We start from the raw sequence: 19,329 nt of genomic DNA on the forward strand, positions 1-19,329 counted from the left end.
CCGGCCGCGATGAGGCGTTACCGATACCGGTGAAGCCCATCGCGGCCAGGTCCGCTCCTACGGATGTCCGGATGTCGCGGTGCGCGTGGACGCGGGCGGCGGATAAAGCGGGCTACGGATAACGATGGCAGCGATCCGCGCTGTAGCGGTGACAGTAGCGCTGACACAGGTACGGCTGGTGTGGTGCTAGTCGCGGCCGCGCCGCTCGCCATGGCATCGACGGAAGATCTTTGAGCACTGGCTAGCGCACGGCCTGAGGCTTACATCCCGCAGCCACAGTGCTGTCGTAGGAGCGGACCCGGCCGCGATGAGGCGTTACCGATACCGGTGAAGCCCATCGCGGCCAGGTCCGCTCCTACGGATGTCCGGATGTCGCGATGCGCGTGGACGGCGGGCTACAGATCACATGTGCGCGATCAACAATGCATGCGATCCGCGGCAGCGGAGTGACATGCGGGTGGCCGGCAGTGCTAGCCCAGGCCGCACGACTCGCTGCACGGTCAACTGTTTCGCAACGCATGCACCCAACCGCGCCACACAAGGTTCCATTGCGACCGCTTCCGCTGCCGTGCCAATCCAGGCAGGCTGAGGGCTTCGATCCACGGAGACTTTGCATGCGTCTGACCAGCAACAGCATCGAAAACGGCAAGCCCATCGCGGTGGAATTTGCCGCCGGCACACCGGACGGCTTCGCGCCCAACCGCAACCCGCACCTGGCCTGGAGCGATGTTCCGCCAGGGACGCGTTCGTTCGCGCTGCTGTGTCTGGACCCGGATGTGCCGACGGTGCCGGAAACGGTGGGGCGCGAGGATGTGCAGATCCCGGTCGAGCAGCCACGCGCCGATTTCGTGCATTGGGCGATGGCCGATATTCCCGCCGACGTGCACGAGATCGCGGCAGGCAGCTGCAGCGACGGCTTTGTGGCCAAGGGTAAGCAGCAGCCAGCCGGCCCGGCCGGCGCACGCCAGGGCCTGAACTCCTATACCCAATGGTTTGCCGGCAACCCCGACATGGCCGGCGACTATCTGGGCTATGACGGCCCGTATCCGCCGTTCAACGATCTGCGCCTGCACCGCTATTTCTTCCGCGTGTTCGCGCTGGATGTGGCCACGCTCAGCCTGCCCGCCACCTTCACTGCAGCCGATGTGCTGTCGGCCATCCAGGGTCACGTCCTGGCCGAAGCTGCGCTGCACGGCACTTACACGCTGAACCCGTCGCTGCGCTGAGCGCAGATCGGCACGACCGCATGGCTGCCAAGCCGTGCGGTCGTGGCGGTACCGACCATCAAGAAAATTGCAAGCGCCGCATCCGCACATTGTGTCCGGCCGACGTGCGGCTGCTCAAGGCCCGCATGGAAGCGCGTAAAGATCGACTTCCGTCTAGCGGAACGCTCCCGGAAGAGGTGCGTAGATGCCCGTCAAGCGCAACCACAGCGCGCATTGATCTGATGCATGCGTTGACTGGCGGCTGAGCATCATCCTGGATGGAAGCTGATCCGCCCACACGCGCGTGGTACGCGCAGATGTGCTCAGCCCGTAAGTTCTTTGCGGCGAGCCGGGGTGCCGGCGACCTGGTCTTGATGCCGTGCGACGCGGAAGCCAAAAAGCGAATCCGGCATGGCGTCTGCACCAGGCGACGATGACCGGGCCGCTGCTGTGACGGCACCCAGCTGGCCAACCGTCACTCGCGTTTCAGCGCAGAGCGCGTCAACGCTGCCGATGCGCCAATCGCATCACCAATCGTGCAACGCGCGACGATTCCCGATTCCCGATTCCCGATTCCCGATTCCCAATTCCCAATTCCCGATTCCCAATTCCCAATTCCCAATTCCCAATTCCCAATTCCCAGCGCTAGCCGCTCGCCTCAATCATCTGATCCAGCACATACACCGGTGCACCGTCCGTCCCGGTCGCAGCCGGATAGCGGGTGACGCGCAGCAGGGTGCGGATGCCGGCTTCGTGTTCGAAGCCTTCGATCGTGCCGTCGAAGGTTTGCCAGGACGCGGCCGCAGGCTGTCCATCGGCGCGCTCGCGCAGCTGCAGGCAGGCGCGCGACGGGTCGGAGGCGCATGGCACCGTATCGGCCGCCACTTCGATCAACAGCGTCTGCCCGGGCCCGCCGTAGCGGGTATCTGCCGTGGGCGCGCCGGCGAACAACAGGCGGGTGCCGTCGCTGCGGGTCAGGGTCAGCCGTGGTGCGGCTTGCGCCGTGTCCAGCGCCACCGCAAAACGGCCGGACAACAGCTCGCTGGCAGCGCGTTCCTGCGTCATCTTTTGCGGCTGCGCGCACAGACGTTTGCTCGATACCACCCGGCCGATCTGCAGCTGCGCCGCGGCCACGCTGTAATTAGCGCCCAGCGCGTTGCAGGTCTGGCTGACCTGGATGCGTTGATCGCCGAAATCCAGCTGCAACGGCGCACTACCGGCCACAAACAGGCTGCGCAGGGCGGTGCCGTGCGCATCGCTGGCCTGCTGCAGTTGCCAGTGTTGTGCCTGCAGGGCGGCCCGTAACGGCGCGTTGTCGCTGACGGGGGTTGTCGCTGCGGTTGAAGCGGCAGTCGCGCCCGATTCGCAGGCCGTCACGCCTGCCGCCAGCAGGGCTGGGGCAAAGAACACGGCACGCATCGGCGGCTCCCGGTGGTCAAGGCCTCAGTGATACCGCCAGCGTGCGGCCAGGGCAATGACCGGCGTCACTGCCCGGCAACGTGCCGCCGATGCGCGTCTGCACAAACGCGGCATCGGTTGCCTTGGCGAATGATCGCCGCCCGCCGCCGGCATGGCGGCTTGGACGGGGCGCCAGCGATAACTGCTGCCGCCCGCCGTTGCCCTGCCAGTAACAATCGGTGCACGGGCAGGGCGTGACGTTGTCGCGGCTCAGGCTGCGGCCGGCAACCACAACAGCAGGGCCGCACCGAGCACGATGCGGTACACCGCAAACACCGTGAAGCGGTGCTTCTTGATGTAGCCCAGCAGCCACTTCACCACCACAAAACCGGTGATGGTCGCTGCCACGAAGGCCACTGCCACGTCTGTCCAGTTCTCGCTGCCGAACCCGCCTTCCTTGTACATCTCCAGCAGTGCGTAACCGCTGGCCGCGAACATGGTCGGGATGCCGACCATGAACACGAAATCCGCTGCCGCCGAGCGCTTGCTCAGGCCCAGCAACATGGCCAGGAAGATCGCCGAGGCCGAGCGCGAGGTGCCGGGGAACACGCCGGCCACCACCTGCGCCAGGCCCACGGCAATGGCGACTTTCCAGGTCACCACGTCGCGCTCCGGCAACTTGCCGGCAAAGTGCTCGGCCACCAGCATCCACAGGCCGCCGATCAGCAGCGCCCAGGCCACCGGATGCACGGTTTCCGGCAACTGCCAACCGGCGTTGCGCACGATCAGCCCGACCACGGCAGTGACCATGAAGGCCACGCCGATCTTGAGCACATAGTCGCGGTTGGCACGCTCGCCCAGCCCGGTGGCCAGACTCCACAGCTTCTGCCGCAACGCCAGGCAGATGGCCAGGATCGCGCCGGCCTGGATGACGATATTGAAGAAGTCAGAACGGCGTCCGAGCCATTGTTCGGCGATCAACAGGTGGCCGGTGCTGGAGATCGGCAGAAATTCGGTCAAGCCTTCGAGAATGCCCAAGAGCAGGGCGGAAATCAGATCGGACATCGGACGAGAGGGGAGGATTGGGGGAGGCGTCAGGATAGTGCATTGCGACATGCACCATATCGGTGCACCATCAATGTAGATAGCACCAATAAGGTGCTATTGCGCGTGTAGCGGTCTCAAGTGATGCAAGCAAAATCAACGACTTGTGAACGTCGGTGGTTTGGCATGGTCCCTGCTGTAGTACCGCCCACGATCCACTTCACTCCAATCCGAGGTTTCTTCCGATGTCCGTGGAAAACGTTGAAAAGCTGATCAAGGACAACAAGGTCGAGTTTGTCGACCTGCGCTTCGTCGATATGCGTGGTGTACAGCAGCACATCACCTTTCCGGCCAACATCATCGAGCCGGCGTTGTTCGAAGAAGGCAAGATGTTCGATGGCAGCTCGATCGCGGGTTGGAAGGGCATCAACGAGTCGGACATGGTGTTGCTGCCCGACGCCGGCACCGCGTATCTGGATCCGTTTTTCGCCGATCCGACCATCGTGCTGACCTGCGACATCCTCGATCCGGCCACCATGCAGAGCTATGAGCGCGACCCGCGCGGCATCGCAAAGCGCGCCGAGGCCTATCTGAAGTCCTCCGGCACCGCCGACCAGGCCTTCTTCGGCCCGGAGCCGGAATTCTTCATCTTCGATTCGGTCCGCTTCGCCAACGACATGGGCCACACCTTCTTCCAGGTGGGTTCCGAAGAGGCGGCCTGGAACACCGGCGCCAAGTACGACGGCGGCAACAGCGGCTATCGTCCGGGCGTGAAGGGTGGCTACTTCCCGGTGCCGCCGACCGACACCCTGCACGACCTGCGCGCGGAAATGATCAAGACGCTGGAACAGGTCGGCATCGAAACCGAAGTGCACCATCACGAAGTGGCCACCGCCGGCCAGTGCGAGATCGGCACCAAGTTCAGCTCGCTGGTGCAGAAGGCCGACGAACTGCTGACGATGAAGTACATCATCAAGAACGTCGCCTACCGCAACGGCAAGACCGCCACCTTCATGCCCAAGCCGATCGTCGGCGACAACGGCTCCGGCATGCACGTGCACCAGTCGCTGACCAAGGGCGGCACCAACCTGTTCGCCGGCGACGGCTACGGCGGCCTGTCGCAGATGGCGCTGTGGTACATCGGCGGCATCTTCAAGCACGCCCGTGCGATCAATGCATTCGCCAACTCCGGCACCAACAGCTACAAGCGTCTCGTGCCGGGTTACGAAGCGCCGGTGATGCTGGCTTATTCGGCGCGGAACCGCTCGGCCTCGTGCCGCATTCCGTGGGTCACCAACCCCAAGGCGCGCCGCATCGAAATGCGCTTCCCCGATCCGTTGCAGTCCGGCTACCTGACCTTCACCGCGCTGATGATGGCCGGCCTGGACGGCATCAAGAACCAGATCGACCCGGGCGCTCCGAGCGACAAGGATCTGTACGACCTGCCGCCGGAAGAAGAGAAGTTGATCCCGCAGGTCTGCTCCAGCCTGGACCAGGCACTGGAAGCGCTGGACAAGGATCGCGAGTTCCTCAAGGCCGGTGGCGTGATGAGCGACGACTTCATCGACGGCTACATCGCGCTGAAGATGCAGGAAGTCACCAAGTTCCGTGCGGCAACGCATCCGCTGGAATACCAGCTGTACTACGGCAACTGAGTTCCACCGCGGTGATGGCGGAGGCCCCCCCTCCCACCTCCGCCATCGCCGCACATGTTCGATGGCTCCCTGGCACCGCCATGGAGTCGAGGGGTACGAGAGAGCACACAGTTCGCGGCGCGCGGGCCTGACCTCTCCCACGAGGCGGATGTATGGCATCCGTCGGGGTCTGCGCGATCCGCGAACGATTGGATGCCGGGGTTGGCATCCAGGTGACTGACACCGCCGGGCGGCGCAATGCCGGCCGGTTCCTTCCACCTTTCGGGGTATGCGCATGAAATTGATCACCGCCATCATCCGGCCGTTCAAGCTCGACGAGGTCCGCGAGGCCCTGTCCGCCGCTGGCGTGTCGGGTATCACCGTCACCGAGGTCAAGGGCTTCGGGCGTCAGAAAGGCCACACCGAGCTGTATCGCGGCGCCGAGTACGTCGTGGACTTTTTGCCCAAGATCAAGATCGAGACGGTGGTGACCGACGATCGGCTGGACGCTGTGGTCGAGGCGATCCAGAACGCGGCCGGCACCGGCAAGATCGGCGACGGCAAGATCTTTGTGACTGCGATCGAGCAAGTGGTGCGGATCCGCACCGGCGAAATCGGCGCCGATGCGCTCTGAGTCCCCCACCTCTGGAGGTCGTATGAAGACAGCTCTTTTTGCCGGGTGGAAAGCCCGGTTCTACAGCGTGTGCATGCTGATGTTGTTCAGCGCGCTGGTGGTGGGCGGCATGGGCAGCGCCCAGGCGCAATCCACCCCGCAGGTCACCCCGTTGCCGACCGAGCCGGTCACCACCGAACCGCTGCCGTCTGCGCAGCCGGCCGCCGCGCCGGCCGCTGCCGCCGAAGTCGCGCCGGTGGTCGACAAGGGCGACGTCGCCTGGATGCTGACCTCCACGCTGCTGGTGTTGCTGATGGTGGTGCCGGGCCTGGCGTTGTTCTACGGCGGCATGGTGCGCGCCAAGAACGTGTTGTCGGTGCTGATCCAGGTCGCAACGGTGTTCTCGCTGCTGACCATCCTGTGGGTGCTCTACGGCTATAGCCTGGCGTTTTCCGGCGAAGGTCCGTGGATCGGCAATCTGGACAAGGCGCTGCTCAAGGGCGTGACCATCGAGAGCCTGTCGGCCACCTTCACCAAGGGTGTGAGCCTGCCGGAATACGTGTTTATCGGGTTCCAGGCGACCTTTGCCGGCATCACCGGCGCGCTGATCGTCGGCGCCTTTGCCGAACGCGCCAAGTTCGCCGCGGTGCTGCTGTTCTCGGTGATCTGGTTCACCTTCGGCTATCTGCCGCTGGCGCACATGGTCTGGGCGACCGGTGGCTATCTGTTCGGGCTGGGCGCGCTGGATTTTGCCGGCGGCACAGTGGTGCACATCAATGCCGGTATCGCCGGCCTGGTGGGTGCCTACTTCGTCGGCAAGCGGGCCGGGTTGGGGCGTGAGGCGATCAAACCGCACAACGTGACCCTGACCTTCGTCGGCGCCTCGCTGCTGTGGGTGGGCTGGTTCGGCTTCAATGCCGGCTCCAACCTGGAAGCCAATGCCGGTGCGGCGCTGGCCTTCCTCAACACCTTGCTGGCCACCGCGGCCGCCATCCTGGGCTGGTCGCTCACCGAGAAGATCATCAAGGGCAAATCGTCCGCCCTGGGTGTGGCGTCGGGCATGGTTGCCGGTCTGGTCGGCATCACCCCGGCCTGCGGCACCGTGGGTCCGTTCGGCGCCATCGTGATCGGCCTGGCGGCTGGCGTGCTGTGCGTGTGGGGCGTCACCGGTCTGAAGCGCCTGCTGGGTGCCGACGACAGCCTGGACGTGTTCGGCGTGCATGGCCTGGGCGGCATCATCGGCGCGATCCTGACCGGCGTGTTCTCGGCGGCCTCGCTGGGCGGCCAGAAGGGCGGCGATTACGACATGCTGCATCAGGTCGGCATCCAGGCCCTGGGCGTGGGCATCACCGTGGTGTGGATCGGCGTGGTGTCGGTGGTCGGATTCCTGGTCGCCAAGCTGGTCTTCGGCCTGCGTGTCACCGAAGAAGCCGAGCGCGAGGGGCTGGACATCACCTCGCACGGCGAAGCCGCATACGAGTCCTGAGCATGCACACCCGCGGCGAGATCTCCGCGGGTGGCGCAACGACCCGGCCGGCGCTGTCCGCGCCGGGTCGGTTTCTACCGCGGCCGCTGCCGGCGCGGATCCATTGCCGAGGTGCCTGCATGACCAGCCTCACGCCCGTCACCGTCGGCGCGGATGCGCGCCGGGTCGGTGCATTCCACTGCCACCCGGCCTCAGATGCTTCGATGCAGGCTGCGTTCGGCGCGCCATTCGCGCACGCCGATGCGGTTTGCACTAAATTGGTGCAATGCGGATGACGACCTCCACACCGTCGCTCGACAGCCTGGGCACCCCGGTGGCCTGGGCCGACCGCGACGGCCGCGTGCTGGGGGTCAACCCGGCATTCGCGCGCTGGCTCGGCGTCAGCGCGCGGCGGCTGGTCGACCAGCCGCTGGCTGCACTGGAAGTGCAGGGCGACGCACTCGCGCGCTTCCTGCTCAACGACGAACGCGACGTGCTGCGCCTGCATCGGCTGGCGCTGGGCCTGCCCAACGACGCGCCACGCTTTGCCGAAGGCTGGCTGTCGCGGCTGGACGACGGCGGCTGGCTGTTGGAAACGCACCCGGTCGACGAATTCCCCGCGCTGGACCCCACCCACGCGTTGCCCAATGCCTTGAGCGCCGCGCTCAAGGGCCTGGCGCACGAACTGCGTAACCCGCTGGCCGGCTTGAAGGGCGCCGCGCAGTTGCTGGCGCGCCGCTCGGCCGGCCGCGATGAAGACGAGCGCGAGCTGATCGAGCTGATCGGCACCGAAATCGAACGCCTCAACACCTTGCTCGAACGCCTGCTCTCGCCGTCGCCGCTGCGCCCGCACGAGGGCCTCAACATCCACGTGGTGCTCGAACGCGTGCTGCGCCTGGCCGAAGCCGAGGGCGGCTGGTCGGTGCAGGTGCAGCGCGATTACGACCCCAGCATTCCCGACATCCTGGGCGATGTGGACCGGCTCACCCAGGCGGTCTGGAATCTGGTGCGCAACGCGTTTCAGGCCGGCGCCACCCGCGTCACCCTGCGCACCCGCGTCGAGCACGGCCAGCGCATCCGCGACCGCGTGCACGCGATGTCGCTGCGGCTGGAAATCATCGACGACGGCGGCGGCGTGCCGGAAGAACTGGCCGAGCACCTGTTCCTGCCGCTGGTCAGCGGCCGCGCCGAGGGCAGCGGGCTGGGACTGGCGCTGGCCCAGCAGGTCTCGCGCGAGCACCACGGCACCCTGACCTACCGCTCGCGTCCGGGCCATACCGTTTTCACACTGCTGCTGCCCGAGCTGGTCGGCGATCACGACAAGGAGCATCTGCATGGCTGAGGCCGCCGCCGCATCCCACCACATCTGGGTGGTCGACGACGACCGTTCGGTCCGCTTCGTGCTGTCCACGGCCTTGCGCGATGCCGGTTACGCGGTGGATGGCTTCGACAGCGCCGCCGCGGCGCTGCAGGCACTGTCGATGCGGCCCATGCCGGACCTGTTGTTCACCGACGTGCGCATGCCCGGCGAAGACGGCCTGAGCCTGCTCGACAAGCTAAAATCCAAGCACCCGCAGCTGCCGGTGATCGTGATGTCGGCCTATACCGATGTCGCCAGCACCGCCGGCGCCTTTCGCGGTGGTGCGCACGAATTCCTGTCCAAGCCGTTCGATCTGGACGATGCGGTGGCGCTGGCCGCACGCGCGCTGCCCGACGCCGATGCCGGTGTCGACAAGATCATTGGCACGCCGCTGGCTGAAGGCTCGGCCGCGCTGATCGGCGACACCCCGGCGATGCAGGCCTTGTTCCGCGCGATCGGACGCCTCGCACAAGCGCCGTTGTCGGTGCTGATCAACGGCGAAACCGGCACCGGCAAGGAGTTGGTCGCGCGCGCGCTGCACAACGAATCGCCGCGCGCGCGCAAACCCTTCGTCGCACTCAACACTGCCGCCATTCCTGCCGAGTTGCTGGAAAGCGAGTTGTTCGGCCACGAAACCGGCGCCTTCACCGGCGCCACCAAACGGCACATCGGCCGCTTCGAACAAGCCGATGGCGGCACCTTGTTTCTGGACGAAATCGGCGACATGCCGCTGCCGTTGCAGACGCGCCTGCTGCGCGTGCTGGCAGAGAACGAATTCTTTCGCGTCGGTGGGCGCGAGTTGATCCGTGTCGATGTACGCGTGATCGCCGCCACTCACCAGGATCTGGAAGCGTTGGTCGAACAAGGCCGCTTCCGTGCCGATTTGCTGCACCGCCTGGATGTGGTGCGCCTGCAGCTGCCACCGCTGCGCGAGCGTCGCGGCGACATCGCGCAACTGGCGGAAAATTTCCTGGCCATGGCCGGGCGCAAGCTCGACATGCTGCCCAAGCGGCTATCGTCGGCCGCACTGGAAGACCTGCGCCAATACGACTGGCCCGGCAACGTGCGCGAACTGGAAAACGTCTGCTGGCGCCTGGCCGCCCTGGCCACCGCCGACATCATCGATGTGGTCGACGTGGACGCAGCGCTGGCGCGCGGCCGCCAGCGCACCGGCCGTAGCAGCGTCGGGCAATGGGACGACATGCTGTCCAGCTGGGCCGCGCAACGCCTGAGCGAAGGCGCCCAGGGCGTACACGCCGAAGCGCGCGAACGCCTGGACAAGACCCTGCTCGAAGCCGCCCTGCAACTCACCCAGGGCCGTCGCGCCGAAGCCGCCGCACGCCTGGGCCTGGGCCGCAACACCGTCACCCGCAAACTCGGCCCGGGCCGCAAGCGCCGCTGAGCGGTCCGGCGGCTAGGCCGGGCGGGATCGGGATCGTGCTTGGGTGGTTGCGTGGGCGTTTTTGCGCTTACGTGAGCGCAATTGCACCGGTCACTCGGCGGTGAACGCTGCCCCCATCCGCCCTTCGGGCACCTTCCCCCGCACGCGGGAGAAGGCAGGTAGGTGATCGCTGCGGCGAGCCCTGCCGATCACTGCGATGAAATGCCTCGATCACTGCGGCGAACCCTGCCGATCGCTGCGGTGAAGCCCCTCTCCCGCCTGCGGGGCGAGAAGGCACGGCTTGCGCGCCGCGGGCGCGCGTGCCTTGGAGCGCCCGCGCCGCAAGCGCGGGCCGGGGCGCGGAGCTGGGGGTGGGGTAAGGAAAGGGCACCCAAGCCGATAAAAGCGCAGCCGCCTGCGTCGCTCCTTTGAATCAGCTCGCGCACGAAACGTGTGAATTACTTAGTGCACGCAACGAGCACGCAACGAGATTGACGCGCATCACCACACATTGAGCACCCTCACTGCACGTGTTTCACCATCCACACGACACCGCATCCCCCTGGCCATCGATGAACTCGTGGTGGGCCCTGATCGGCCTACGCCGCCGTCGAAGCCGCGCAAGGCTCCCCGCACCACATCCCGCACAGCGGGCGTGCAAACAACCCGACCATCCACACCAACCCCGTAAACTCCTGCGCTGCCCCAGACGCATTTCATGACACGTGAACATGCGCCCGCATAGGTTTCCAGCCTGATCAGGAGAACAGCTCGATGCGTTATCGGTCGTCCACGATCGTTGCCCTTACCGCTCTGGCGCTGGCCGCCTGCAGCAGCACGCCGCCACCTCCCCCGCCACCGCCGCCAGCGGCGCGCGTGGTGCCCGCGCGTCCGGTGCAGCAGGCCGAAGCCGCACTGGCTTCGGCGTCGGGCAGCCTGGTCAGCGGCCGGGTCGTGTTGGTGCCGGCGCTGCAGGGCATCCGCATCACCGGCACGGTTGGTGGCCTGCGCCCAGGTGGCGTGGCCGGTTTCCATGTGCACGAACGCGGCGATTGCAGCGCGGCCGATGCCAGCAGTGCGGGCGCGCATTTCAATCCGACCGGCGCCTCGCACGGCCGCGCCGGAAGCGGCGGCCATCACCTGGGCGATATGGACAACCTGCGTGCCGACGCCGAGGGCGTCGCGCATCTGGACATGATCCTGGCCGGCATCAGCCTGGGCGACGGCGCGCCCAGCGATGTGATCGGCAAGGCGCTGATCGTGCATGCCGACGCCGACGACTATCGCAGCCAGCCCAGCGGCAATGCGGGTGCACGCCTGGCCTGCGGCGTCATTCGCGTCACCCAGTGGCGCACACCCCCTTCGCAGCCCTGAGTTGGGGCATCAATGGCCGCAGCTGCGGTCTCTACAGGAGCTTTCCCATGCGTATTCTTCCCACAACCCTGTTCCTGGCGACCGCCCTGGTGTTGACCGCGTGCAAGCGCGACGAGCCCGCACCGGCCGAGCCCACACCCGCACCGACGGCCAGCACCCCGGCCGACGCCGCGCACAGTGGCGAGCATGCCGCCGCCATGGTGACCGGGGCGGCCGCCACCACCACGGCCACCGCCGAGCTCAAGCCGACCAAGGGCAGTGACGTCAAAGGCACGGTGACCTTCAAGACTGTCGATGGCGTGCTGCGCGTGACCGGCCAACTCAGTGGGCTCACGCCCAACACCGAGCACGGCTTCCATATCCACGAAAAGGGCGATTGCAGCGCCCCGGACGGCAGCAGCGCCGGCGGCCATTTCAACCCGGCTCAGTCCGACCACGGCAACGTCAGTGCCGACCCGCATCACGGCGGCGACATGCCCAACATCAAGTCCGACGCGCAGGGCAATGCCAGCATCGACGGCCCGGTCTCCAGCAACGTCAACCTGGGCAAGGCCGATCAGTTCGACATCGCAGGTCACGCGGTGATCGTGCACGCCGATGCCGACGACTACAAAACCCAGCCCACCGGCAACGCCGGCGGCCGTCTGGCCTGCGGCGTGATCACCACCGACAACGCGCAGGCTGCAACCAAGTAAGCGCATGGACGCGGCGGCATTCGATGGCCGTCGCGTCTTTTGTCTTGTAATGCACAACGGCCGCGGTAAGCAGCTGTGTGTCAGGCGTCGACGCGTTGTTCCGCCGGACATAATGGCCTGTTGGCAACGTGAAGGCGGCATCTCGCTCATGGTCTTGCAGACGCTGATGCTGCTACGACGCGGCAACGTTGCTCAGCGGAGCGTGCATGGTTGGACCGTGCATCGATAGATGCGGTAAATACTGCAGTTTATGCATCAGTGCGCCAACTGCTGCGCTGTCGACCGTATGCACGCATACGCGCTCGGGGCAGCCAATCCGTAGCAAGCAATCTTCAGCTGGGTAGATAGCGCAGTGGTAACCAGCGCGGATGAATCGTGAGCGGATCCGAGCACGAGCGGTGCGTGTTGCGGTAAGTGGCTTTGCCAACCGCGCTCAGTGATTTGGCCGAAGGCTAGGCGTCGCTACCCAGCAAGTGCGCATCGGTATCGCGGAAGTTAATACGTTGTGCGCCACCGGCCACCGCGTGCAGCCTTCGATCAGCGCGCCGCACGCCTGCAAAGGCGCTTCCCAACCGGTTGGTGCATCGCTAGCGATCGCCAGTGCATGGTGCGCACGTCCGCTACTGTTGTGCGGTGGAATCGTCCCGCCGGGTCATGTAGCCGTGTTCGAGGTACTTCCCTACAAGAATCAGGAGCAACACTTGCCTCGGCGCACTCGCGTACGCAGGCATGCGCGCATCGCAGTGCATCGGCTGCAGGCCAGGTACACGCGCATAAAACGCGCAGGCACGCTCCAGGTCTGCCGCCTACACGTCGGTGTCCAACACGCCCTGCAAGGCAGGCGCGGTGCACACCGACGTGTCGCTTATGCAGACAAGGCCTGGCGCGGGTCCTGGCCCGGCTCCACATGCACGTACAGCACCGGCAACCCGTGCGCTTCCAGTACGGCAGCCATCTGCCGCTGACGCGAAAGGAATTGCTCGTAGACGCCACGCAGGCGCTCGCAATTCTCGCGGTCGTGCGTGTAGTAATCGCACCAGCCGGCCGGGTCGAACAATGCGATGCGCACTTCGCCATCGACATAGCGCAACACCGGCTCGGGCGATTGCTGCAGCCATTCTTCGCTGTCGGGGGCGAGCAGGGCGGCTTCGATCAGCGGCCACAGCGGTGCCAGGCCCTGGTTGTCGTACTGCATCGAGATCATCGCCGCCAGATCGTGCGCGGTGAGATAGCGGGCGTGCTCGATGCGCGCGCCGAAGCTTTCCTGCGCCAGCAGCGCGGTGTCGGCCTGGGCCATGCCCTGGGCCAGTAGCACTTCTTCCATCGCATCGGCAACGCTCGCCACGATGTCAGGGTCGCCCGACAGCAGGAACGGCAGCACGCGCAGGCCGCCACCGGTCAACTGGGCATCGGCCTGGAACGGCAAGGGAATCTCGCCCTGCGCATCGGCACCGAAGGCCAGCACCCGCGGGCCCTGGTCGCGGCCCGGCGCGCGGGCATGCAGTTCCTCCAGCCGGCGATGCAGCGGCCAGCCCGGCCGCAGCACTTCGGCGGGGTCGAAATGCGCCATCGCCACGCTCAACTCCAGCGCGCGGATCTCCGGGATCCATTGCGCCAGGTCGCGGCCAATGCGCTCGGCCAGCATGCCGGCCTGCTCGGGCGCCAGGGCACCGCGCTCGGGGGCGGTGCCGCCCGTCAATTCCAGCGCCATCACACCCATGGCGGTCACGCCGTGTTCGGTCTTGCTCATGATTCGCGGTTGGCCCATCACGGGGTCGAAGCTACACTGCGGCCATTATGCCTGCCGGCCCTGTGCAGGCCATGTCCCCGAGTCCTCCATGCCAGGTCAACCGATGCCCGCAGCCCGTCCCGTCGCCATTCTGGGCGGCGTTCGTATCCCGTTCTGTCGTCAGAACACCGCTTACGCGGACGTGGGCAACCTGGGCATGTCGGTGCGCACGCTGGGCGCGCTGGTCGAGCGCTTCGGCCTGCATGGCCAGCAATTGGGCGAAGTGGCGATGGGGGCGGTGATCAAGCACTCCTCGGACTGGAACCTGGCCCGCGAGGCTGCGCTGTCGTCGGGTCTGTCGCCGCTGACGCCGGGCATCACCTTGCAGCGCGCCTGCGGCACCAGCCTGGATTCGGTGATCACCATCGCCAACAAGATCGCGCTGGGGCAGATCGATTCGGGCATCGGTGGCGGCTCGGACACCACCTCCGAAGTGCCGATCGTCTATGGCAAGAAGTTGCGCGCGCGCCTGATGGCCGCCAACCGCGCCAAGGCCACCGGCGACAAACTCAAGGCGTTGCTGCGCGGCTTCAAGTTGAGCGAACTCAAGCCTGATTTCCCCGGTGTGGCCGAGCCGCGCACCGGCAAGAGCATGGGCGCCCACTGCGAGGACATGGCCAAGGAGTGGAACATCTCGCGCGATTCGCAGGACGAATGGGCAGTGGCTTCGCATCACAAGCTGGCGGCTGCGTATGAGCGCGGCTTCTTCGATTCGCTGATCGCCCCGTTCCGTGGGGTCTCGCGCGACAACATCCTGCGCGCCGACACCTCGCTGGAAAAGCTGGCGACCTTGCGCCCGGCGTTCGACAAGACCTCCGGCCGTGGCACCTTGACTGCCGCCAATTCCACCCCGCTGACCGATGGCGCCGCCGCAGTGCTGCTGTCCAGCGAGGCCTGGGCGCTGGCGCACGGCCATACGCCGATGGCGTATCTGCGCGATGCGCAGGTGGCGGCAGTGGATTTCGTGCATGGCGAAGGCCTGCTGATGGCGCCGACCATCGCGGTACCGCAGATGCTGGCGCGTCAGGGTCTGACCCTGCAGGACTTCGACATCTACGAAATCCATGAAGCCTTTGCCGCGCAGGTGTTGTGCACGCTGCGCGCGTGGGAGAGCGAGGATTACTGCCGCACGCGTCTGGGGCTGGACGCACCGCTGGGCCGCATCGACCCGGACAAGATCAACCCGCTGGGTTCGTCGCTGGCCACCGGCCACCCGTTCGCCGCCACCGGCGCGCGCGTGGTGGCCACCGCCGCCAAGCAGCTGGAAGAACGCGGCGGCGGCCGCGCGCTGATTTCGATCTGCACCGCCGGCGGCATGGGCGTGGTGGCGATCGTCGAGCGTTGACGCTGCTGCGCAGCGGGATTGGGGATTCGCTAGAGAAATCCGGCTTTTACTAATCCCGAATCCCCAATCCCCAATCCCAGATCCTCAACCAGCAAGGACGCATGGATGTCGAATGACGCGTTTCGCGAGCCGCCCAGCCTGTCTCTGCCGCCGGCGAACGGCGATATGTGGCGCGAGGGCGATGTGCTGGTGTGTACGGCGGGCGCCAATCTGCCGCCGCGGTGCGTCAAGTGCAATGCGCCGGCCGACATGCCGCCACGTCGCTACATCTTTCATTGGCACCACCCGGTGATCTACGCCGCGCTGCTGCTGGGCGTGCTGCCGTACGTGATCCTGGCCATTGCGCTACGCAAACGCAGCACGCACGTGCTCACCTTGTGCGCGCAACACGAGCGCCGCCGCGCCCGCTACGTCGCGGTGGCGATGGCATCGGTGTTGGCGTTGCTGATGTGCGGGCTGTTGATCGATAGCCAGTTCCGCTGGGTGATCGGTGCCGGCGTGATGGCGGCGATGTTGTTGATCGGCCGCCTGGGCTCGCGCGTGTTGTCGCCGACGCAGGTCGACCATGCGCAGGCACGGTATCTGGGTGCCTGCGATGCATTCCTGAGCGATTTGCCGCCACCGCCACAGGCATCGCGCCAGCGTTGATGCAACGCGGCGCACCTGTGGTGTGCGCCGCTGCAAGGTCGAACAACCGCAGCGATTACAGAATGCGATCGTCCGGTGCGAGTGGGTCGGCCGCAGGCGCCGGACTTGCTGACACGATCGGCCCGCGCAGCGACTGCTGCGGCATGCCTTCATGCACCGGCTCGCCGCGTGCGGCGCGCAATGCATTGGCGTAGCAATGCTGCGCAGAGAGCAGGTCGCCGGCGGCGGCAAATCCATGGCCCAACTCTTCCCAGGCCTCGCTGCCGGCGCCATTGGCAAGCGCGCGGTGCAGGAACTCTTCGGCCTGCGACCACTGCTGCTGATGGCGTGCCAGCCGCGCCAGCGTCAACAGCAGGCCCGGGCTGTCCGGATACTGGGTCAGCCAGCGCTGCGCACTGGCCCGGCGCGAATCGTATTTTTCCAGCGGCAGCACGCCGTACAGGCGCACCAGCGATTCGTCCCATTGCGTATCCAGCGCCTGTTCCAGGCTGTGCACGGCGGCATCGTCCCAATGCAGTACCGCGGCACGTTGCGCGTATGCACCGACCACGGCCGGGTAGGTGCGCAACGGCTTGGGCAGTGCCTCCCAGCGCTCGGCCAGCGCATTGGCATCGCCGGCCTGCAACAGGGTCTGTTCGGCCAGTGTGGCCTCCAGCGCGCTGTAAGCCTCCGGTGCCAGCACCGCTTGCTGACGCAAGGCACCGAGCTGGCCGTAGGCTTCATCGGCACGGCCGATCTGGGTCAGGGCATGCGTGCGCAGCAACAGGCCACGTGCCGGCAGCGGTTGGGCATTGGCAGCATCGAGCGCATTGATCGCCTCGACCGGCCGTTGCCGCGCCAGATGTCGCTCACCCTGCAGCAGCGCGTACGCGGTGGGATCGCGCTCGGCCAACTGCTGTGCGAGCGCAGTGGCCGATGCCTCGTCGCCGCGTGCATCGGCCACGCGCACCGCGCTGGCGAGCGCAATGCCGCTGACCTCGTCGTCTTCGCTGGCAGTGACCAGCAGGCGCTCGGCGCGTTGCCACTGGCCGTGGTCGGCGGCGCGCAGGCCTTCGATCAGGCGCGCGCGGCCCTTCTTGCGGCGGTACTTGCCCCATACGCGGAACGGCAGGCTGATGAGCGTCCACAGCAGCCAGATCACCAGCAGCGCGATGATCAGGATCAGCACCGCCTGCGGCATTGCGGCGCGGTAGTCGTTGCCACCTACGCTGACCACCACGTTACCCAGGTCGTAGCTGTTCTGATGCGACAACCACTGCGCACCGAGCACGCCCAGTGCCACGGCAACCAACAGGATCAAGACGGTACGCAACACTTTCATTGGGTGGATCTCCCTTCACGCATGGCCTGCAGTTGCAGCAGGGTGGTGCCCAGTTCCGGCAGTCGCGGACGCAGTGGCGCTTGTTGCAGCGTGCGCAGGCGCGCACGCATCTGACGGCGTTGCGGCGAGTCCGGCCATAACCGGGTGGTCCAGGTCTCCACGCGGCGTAGCGATTGTGCAAAGCCTTGCGGATCGCCACGTTCTGCAGCGGCGCGGGCGAGGCTGATTTCGATCTGCAAGGCATCGCTGGCGGCGTTGCGATCGCCGGCGGTCAGCAAGGCGTCGCCACGGCTAGGGCGAATATCTACCAGCGGTGCGAGCACTTTCTGCCACCACGGTCGCGCCGCTTCGGTAGTTTGTGCGGAGTGTTCCGGCAGGCGCTGCAGATCGATGGCCAACTGATCGAGCGCCTGCGCCGCCTGGGCCTGCGGGCCGGCGCCGAGGCGGTCCAGCGCATCGCGCTCCTGCACCAGTGCCTGGCGCAGATTGAGATAGCCCGGATCGTCGATCCCGTTGAGTGCGCCGTTGGCCAGCGCGTAGGCGCGACGGGCGCCATCGGCATCGCCGGCAATGCTCAGCCGCTGCTGTCCGAGCCGCAGCAACAGTTCTACTTCATCCAGCCGCAGCGCCTGTGCGCCATGCCGGTTCGGGTCGGCAAGCTTTTGCACGGTGTCTTCGAGCAAGGCGCTGCGCTGGCTCAGACCCAGCATTTCATCGCGCAGCACGCGATTGGTGGCGGCCGCATCCTGCAGGCGCTCATTGGCTAGGCGTTGATCGCGGCGCAGTGTTTCCAGCAATTGCTGGGTGCCGTCCCAGCGTTGCTGCTGCGCCTGCGCGGCCTGCAATTGCGCGTCGTGATAGCTCTGCCACGCACGCCAGCCGAGAAACAGCGCCACGCCCACGGCGGCAATGGCCAGCACAAGCAGCAGCCAGGCCCAGGGAAACCGTCGCGTGGTGGCGGGCATTTCGGTCATTCGGACATCCTCGGGCGGTCACGACCGGCGCAGGCGCCGCAGTCATCTGGCACAGCATGGCGTGCGCCGGCAGAGCGCCGCAAGCTGTGCTTGAGTTCGCAGTTCAGCAAGGTCGCGATGGTGTCACGATCGCTGCAGCGGCAGCGACCAGTTGCTCCGGCAATGGACCTGCCGCGCGGACGACGTGGCAGAAGCCCGCCGTTTGCGCGGCGTCGCACAGGCGTTCGCTGGAGGCGACCAGCGGGCGTTGCCGCACCGCCTCGCTCAGCGCGGCGGGCAACTGTTGCAGCACCAGCGTCAGCGCCTCGGCACTGCTCATGGCAAATACGCTGCGCGGCAGTGCGTCGGTCAAGGCGTGCAGTGCCGACGGGCGCAAGCGCAGCGGCACGCGTTGATACACATCCGCACGCAGGATGCGCGCACCGCGTTGTTCCAGCGCAGGCGCCAACATGCCGCGTCCACCCGGCGCGGTGATCAGGCCGACGCTCTGCAACGGCGCTGCGAACAGCGGCAAGGCGAGCAAGCCTTCGCTGTCCATGCGCGCAGGGCGCACAACCGCGTCGATGCCACAGGCGTGCAGCGCACGCGCGGTGCCTTCGCCTACGCTCACCCATTGCGCCTGCACCGGCCGCTGCAAGGGCCGCAGCTGATGCGCGGCGCGCACGGCTGCCGGGCTGGTGAACACCGCGATGGGCGCCTCCAACGCGCGCTGCAAGGCGGCGCGCGCCTGCGCGGTGTCGTTGGTCTGCAGGCGCCACGGCGACAGGGCAAGCAGCTGCCCGCCATGCCGTGCCACCACCCGCCGCAATGGCGCGTGCTCCCCGCTGGGACGCAGCGAGAGCAGGGTCCAGGGATCGGCGAGCGGGGGAGGGCGGGTCATCTGGCGATTATGCGAGAGCCATGCCGTCTCGGGGTGGTGCGCGTGCTGCGTTGGCGCGCACGACGATGCAGAGCGGCCAGCAAACACGGCGCGAGCCGCTGCCAGGGGGATGGGCAGTGCACAGAAACCTTATCGGACGATTGGGGCGTGCCGATTCCGAGCACCAGCCGCACCCGTGTGGTGGTCGTGAGCGGTCGTTTTCG

The 19,329-nt window shown here is 66.6% G+C and carries 16 protein-coding genes and 1 pseudogene; 10 read left to right on the top strand and 7 right to left on the bottom strand.

Annotation, left to right across the window (positions count from 1 at the left end; all coding sequences use genetic code 11):
• The first annotated feature begins 614 nt into the window (after positions 1-614).
• Entirely contained in the window at positions 615-1,226 is a 612-nt protein-coding gene (locus ABQU90_RS11080; protein ID WP_055853760.1) for a YbhB/YbcL family Raf kinase inhibitor-like protein, read from the top strand.
• A 624-nt stretch (positions 1,227-1,850) separates the two neighbouring features.
• Here the strand turns inward: ABQU90_RS11080 and ABQU90_RS11085 are convergent.
• Together ABQU90_RS11085 and ABQU90_RS11090 are read right to left on the bottom strand one after the other, a co-directional pair.
• The gene (locus ABQU90_RS11085; protein ID WP_323520978.1) at positions 1,851-2,624 is read right to left on the bottom strand and encodes an META domain-containing protein; all 774 of its coding nucleotides are present in this window, start codon (positions 2,622-2,624) and stop codon (positions 1,851-1,853) included.
• Positions 2,625-2,873: 249 nt separating this feature from the next.
• The gene (locus tag ABQU90_RS11090) at positions 2,874-3,668 is read right to left on the bottom strand and encodes an undecaprenyl-diphosphate phosphatase (RefSeq protein ID WP_323520979.1); all 795 of its coding nucleotides are present in this window, start codon (positions 3,666-3,668) and stop codon (positions 2,874-2,876) included.
• Between the two features lie 224 nt (positions 3,669-3,892).
• Here ABQU90_RS11090 and glnA point away from each other — a divergent pair, with 224 nt between their 5' ends.
• The 7 genes from glnA to ABQU90_RS11125 all read left to right on the top strand — a co-directional run bounded on the left by glnA (position 3,893) and on the right by ABQU90_RS11125 (position 12,169).
• Positions 3,893-5,302 carry a type I glutamate--ammonia ligase gene (gene glnA / locus ABQU90_RS11095; protein WP_055853753.1) on the top strand — a complete coding sequence of 470 codons (1,410 nt, stop codon included), beginning with the start codon at positions 3,893-3,895 and terminating at the stop codon, positions 5,300-5,302.
• A 274-nt stretch (positions 5,303-5,576) separates the two neighbouring features.
• A complete protein-coding gene (locus ABQU90_RS11100) occupies positions 5,577-5,915 on the top strand; it encodes a P-II family nitrogen regulator (protein WP_002808480.1) in 339 nt (112 codons plus the stop codon).
• A gap of 22 nt (positions 5,916-5,937) precedes the next feature.
• Complete coding sequence (locus ABQU90_RS11105; protein ID WP_115558749.1) at positions 5,938-7,380, top strand: ammonium transporter; 1,443 nt, start codon at positions 5,938-5,940, stop codon at positions 7,378-7,380.
• Between the two features lie 271 nt (positions 7,381-7,651).
• Entirely contained in the window at positions 7,652-8,701 is a 1,050-nt protein-coding gene (locus ABQU90_RS11110; protein ID WP_115552572.1) for a two-component system sensor histidine kinase NtrB, read from the top strand.
• A complete protein-coding gene (gene ntrC, locus ABQU90_RS11115) occupies positions 8,694-10,121 on the top strand; it encodes a nitrogen regulation protein NR(I) (protein ID WP_323517837.1) in 1,428 nt (475 codons plus the stop codon). Before ABQU90_RS11110 ends, ntrC begins: the two co-directional genes overlap by 8 nt.
• A gap of 753 nt (positions 10,122-10,874) precedes the next feature.
• Positions 10,875-11,474 carry a superoxide dismutase family protein gene (locus ABQU90_RS11120; RefSeq protein WP_055853746.1) on the top strand — a complete coding sequence of 200 codons (600 nt, stop codon included), beginning with the start codon at positions 10,875-10,877 and terminating at the stop codon, positions 11,472-11,474.
• 47 nt (positions 11,475-11,521) lie between these two features.
• Positions 11,522-12,169, top strand: coding sequence for a superoxide dismutase family protein (locus ABQU90_RS11125; RefSeq protein WP_115560927.1), 648 nt, complete (start codon positions 11,522-11,524; stop codon positions 12,167-12,169).
• 433 nt (positions 12,170-12,602) lie between these two features.
• Here ABQU90_RS11125 and ABQU90_RS11130 read toward each other — a convergent pair.
• Positions 12,603-12,966: pseudogene (locus tag ABQU90_RS11130) on the bottom strand (VOC family protein).
• Positions 12,967-13,034: 68 nt separating this feature from the next.
• Complete coding sequence (locus ABQU90_RS11135) at positions 13,035-13,919, bottom strand: hypothetical protein (RefSeq protein ID WP_161964583.1); 885 nt, start codon at positions 13,917-13,919, stop codon at positions 13,035-13,037.
• A gap of 88 nt (positions 13,920-14,007) precedes the next feature.
• Between ABQU90_RS11135 and ABQU90_RS11140 the strand changes: the two genes are divergently transcribed.
• Together ABQU90_RS11140 and ABQU90_RS11145 are read left to right on the top strand one after the other, a co-directional pair.
• A complete protein-coding gene (locus ABQU90_RS11140) occupies positions 14,008-15,303 on the top strand; it encodes an acetyl-CoA C-acetyltransferase (RefSeq protein ID WP_115526719.1) in 1,296 nt (431 codons plus the stop codon).
• 105 nt (positions 15,304-15,408) lie between these two features.
• Positions 15,409-15,951, top strand: coding sequence for a hypothetical protein (locus ABQU90_RS11145; RefSeq protein WP_323520980.1), 543 nt, complete (start codon positions 15,409-15,411; stop codon positions 15,949-15,951).
• 55 nt (positions 15,952-16,006) lie between these two features.
• Here ABQU90_RS11145 and ABQU90_RS11150 read toward each other — a convergent pair whose 3' ends face one another.
• The 3 genes from ABQU90_RS11150 to ABQU90_RS11160 all read right to left on the bottom strand — a co-directional run bounded on the left by ABQU90_RS11150 (position 16,007) and on the right by ABQU90_RS11160 (position 19,213).
• Positions 16,007-17,272 (bottom strand): heme biosynthesis protein HemY, encoded by a 1,266-nt coding sequence (locus ABQU90_RS11150; protein WP_055853736.1) that lies wholly within the window; start codon positions 17,270-17,272, stop codon positions 16,007-16,009.
• Positions 17,269-18,246, bottom strand: a complete 978-nt coding sequence (locus tag ABQU90_RS11155) for a uroporphyrinogen-III C-methyltransferase (protein ID WP_323520981.1) — start codon at positions 18,244-18,246, stop codon at positions 17,269-17,271. The genes ABQU90_RS11150 and ABQU90_RS11155 overlap by 4 nt, the downstream gene beginning before the upstream one ends.
• A gap of 103 nt (positions 18,247-18,349) precedes the next feature.
• Entirely contained in the window at positions 18,350-19,213 is an 864-nt protein-coding gene (locus ABQU90_RS11160) for a uroporphyrinogen-III synthase (protein WP_323520982.1), read from the bottom strand.
• Positions 19,214-19,329: the final 116 nt, after the last annotated feature.

It is taken from the genome of Xanthomonas sp. WHRI 10207 (assembly GCF_040202975.1).
In the GTDB taxonomy this organism is placed as follows: Bacteria; Pseudomonadota; Gammaproteobacteria; order Xanthomonadales; family Xanthomonadaceae; genus Xanthomonas.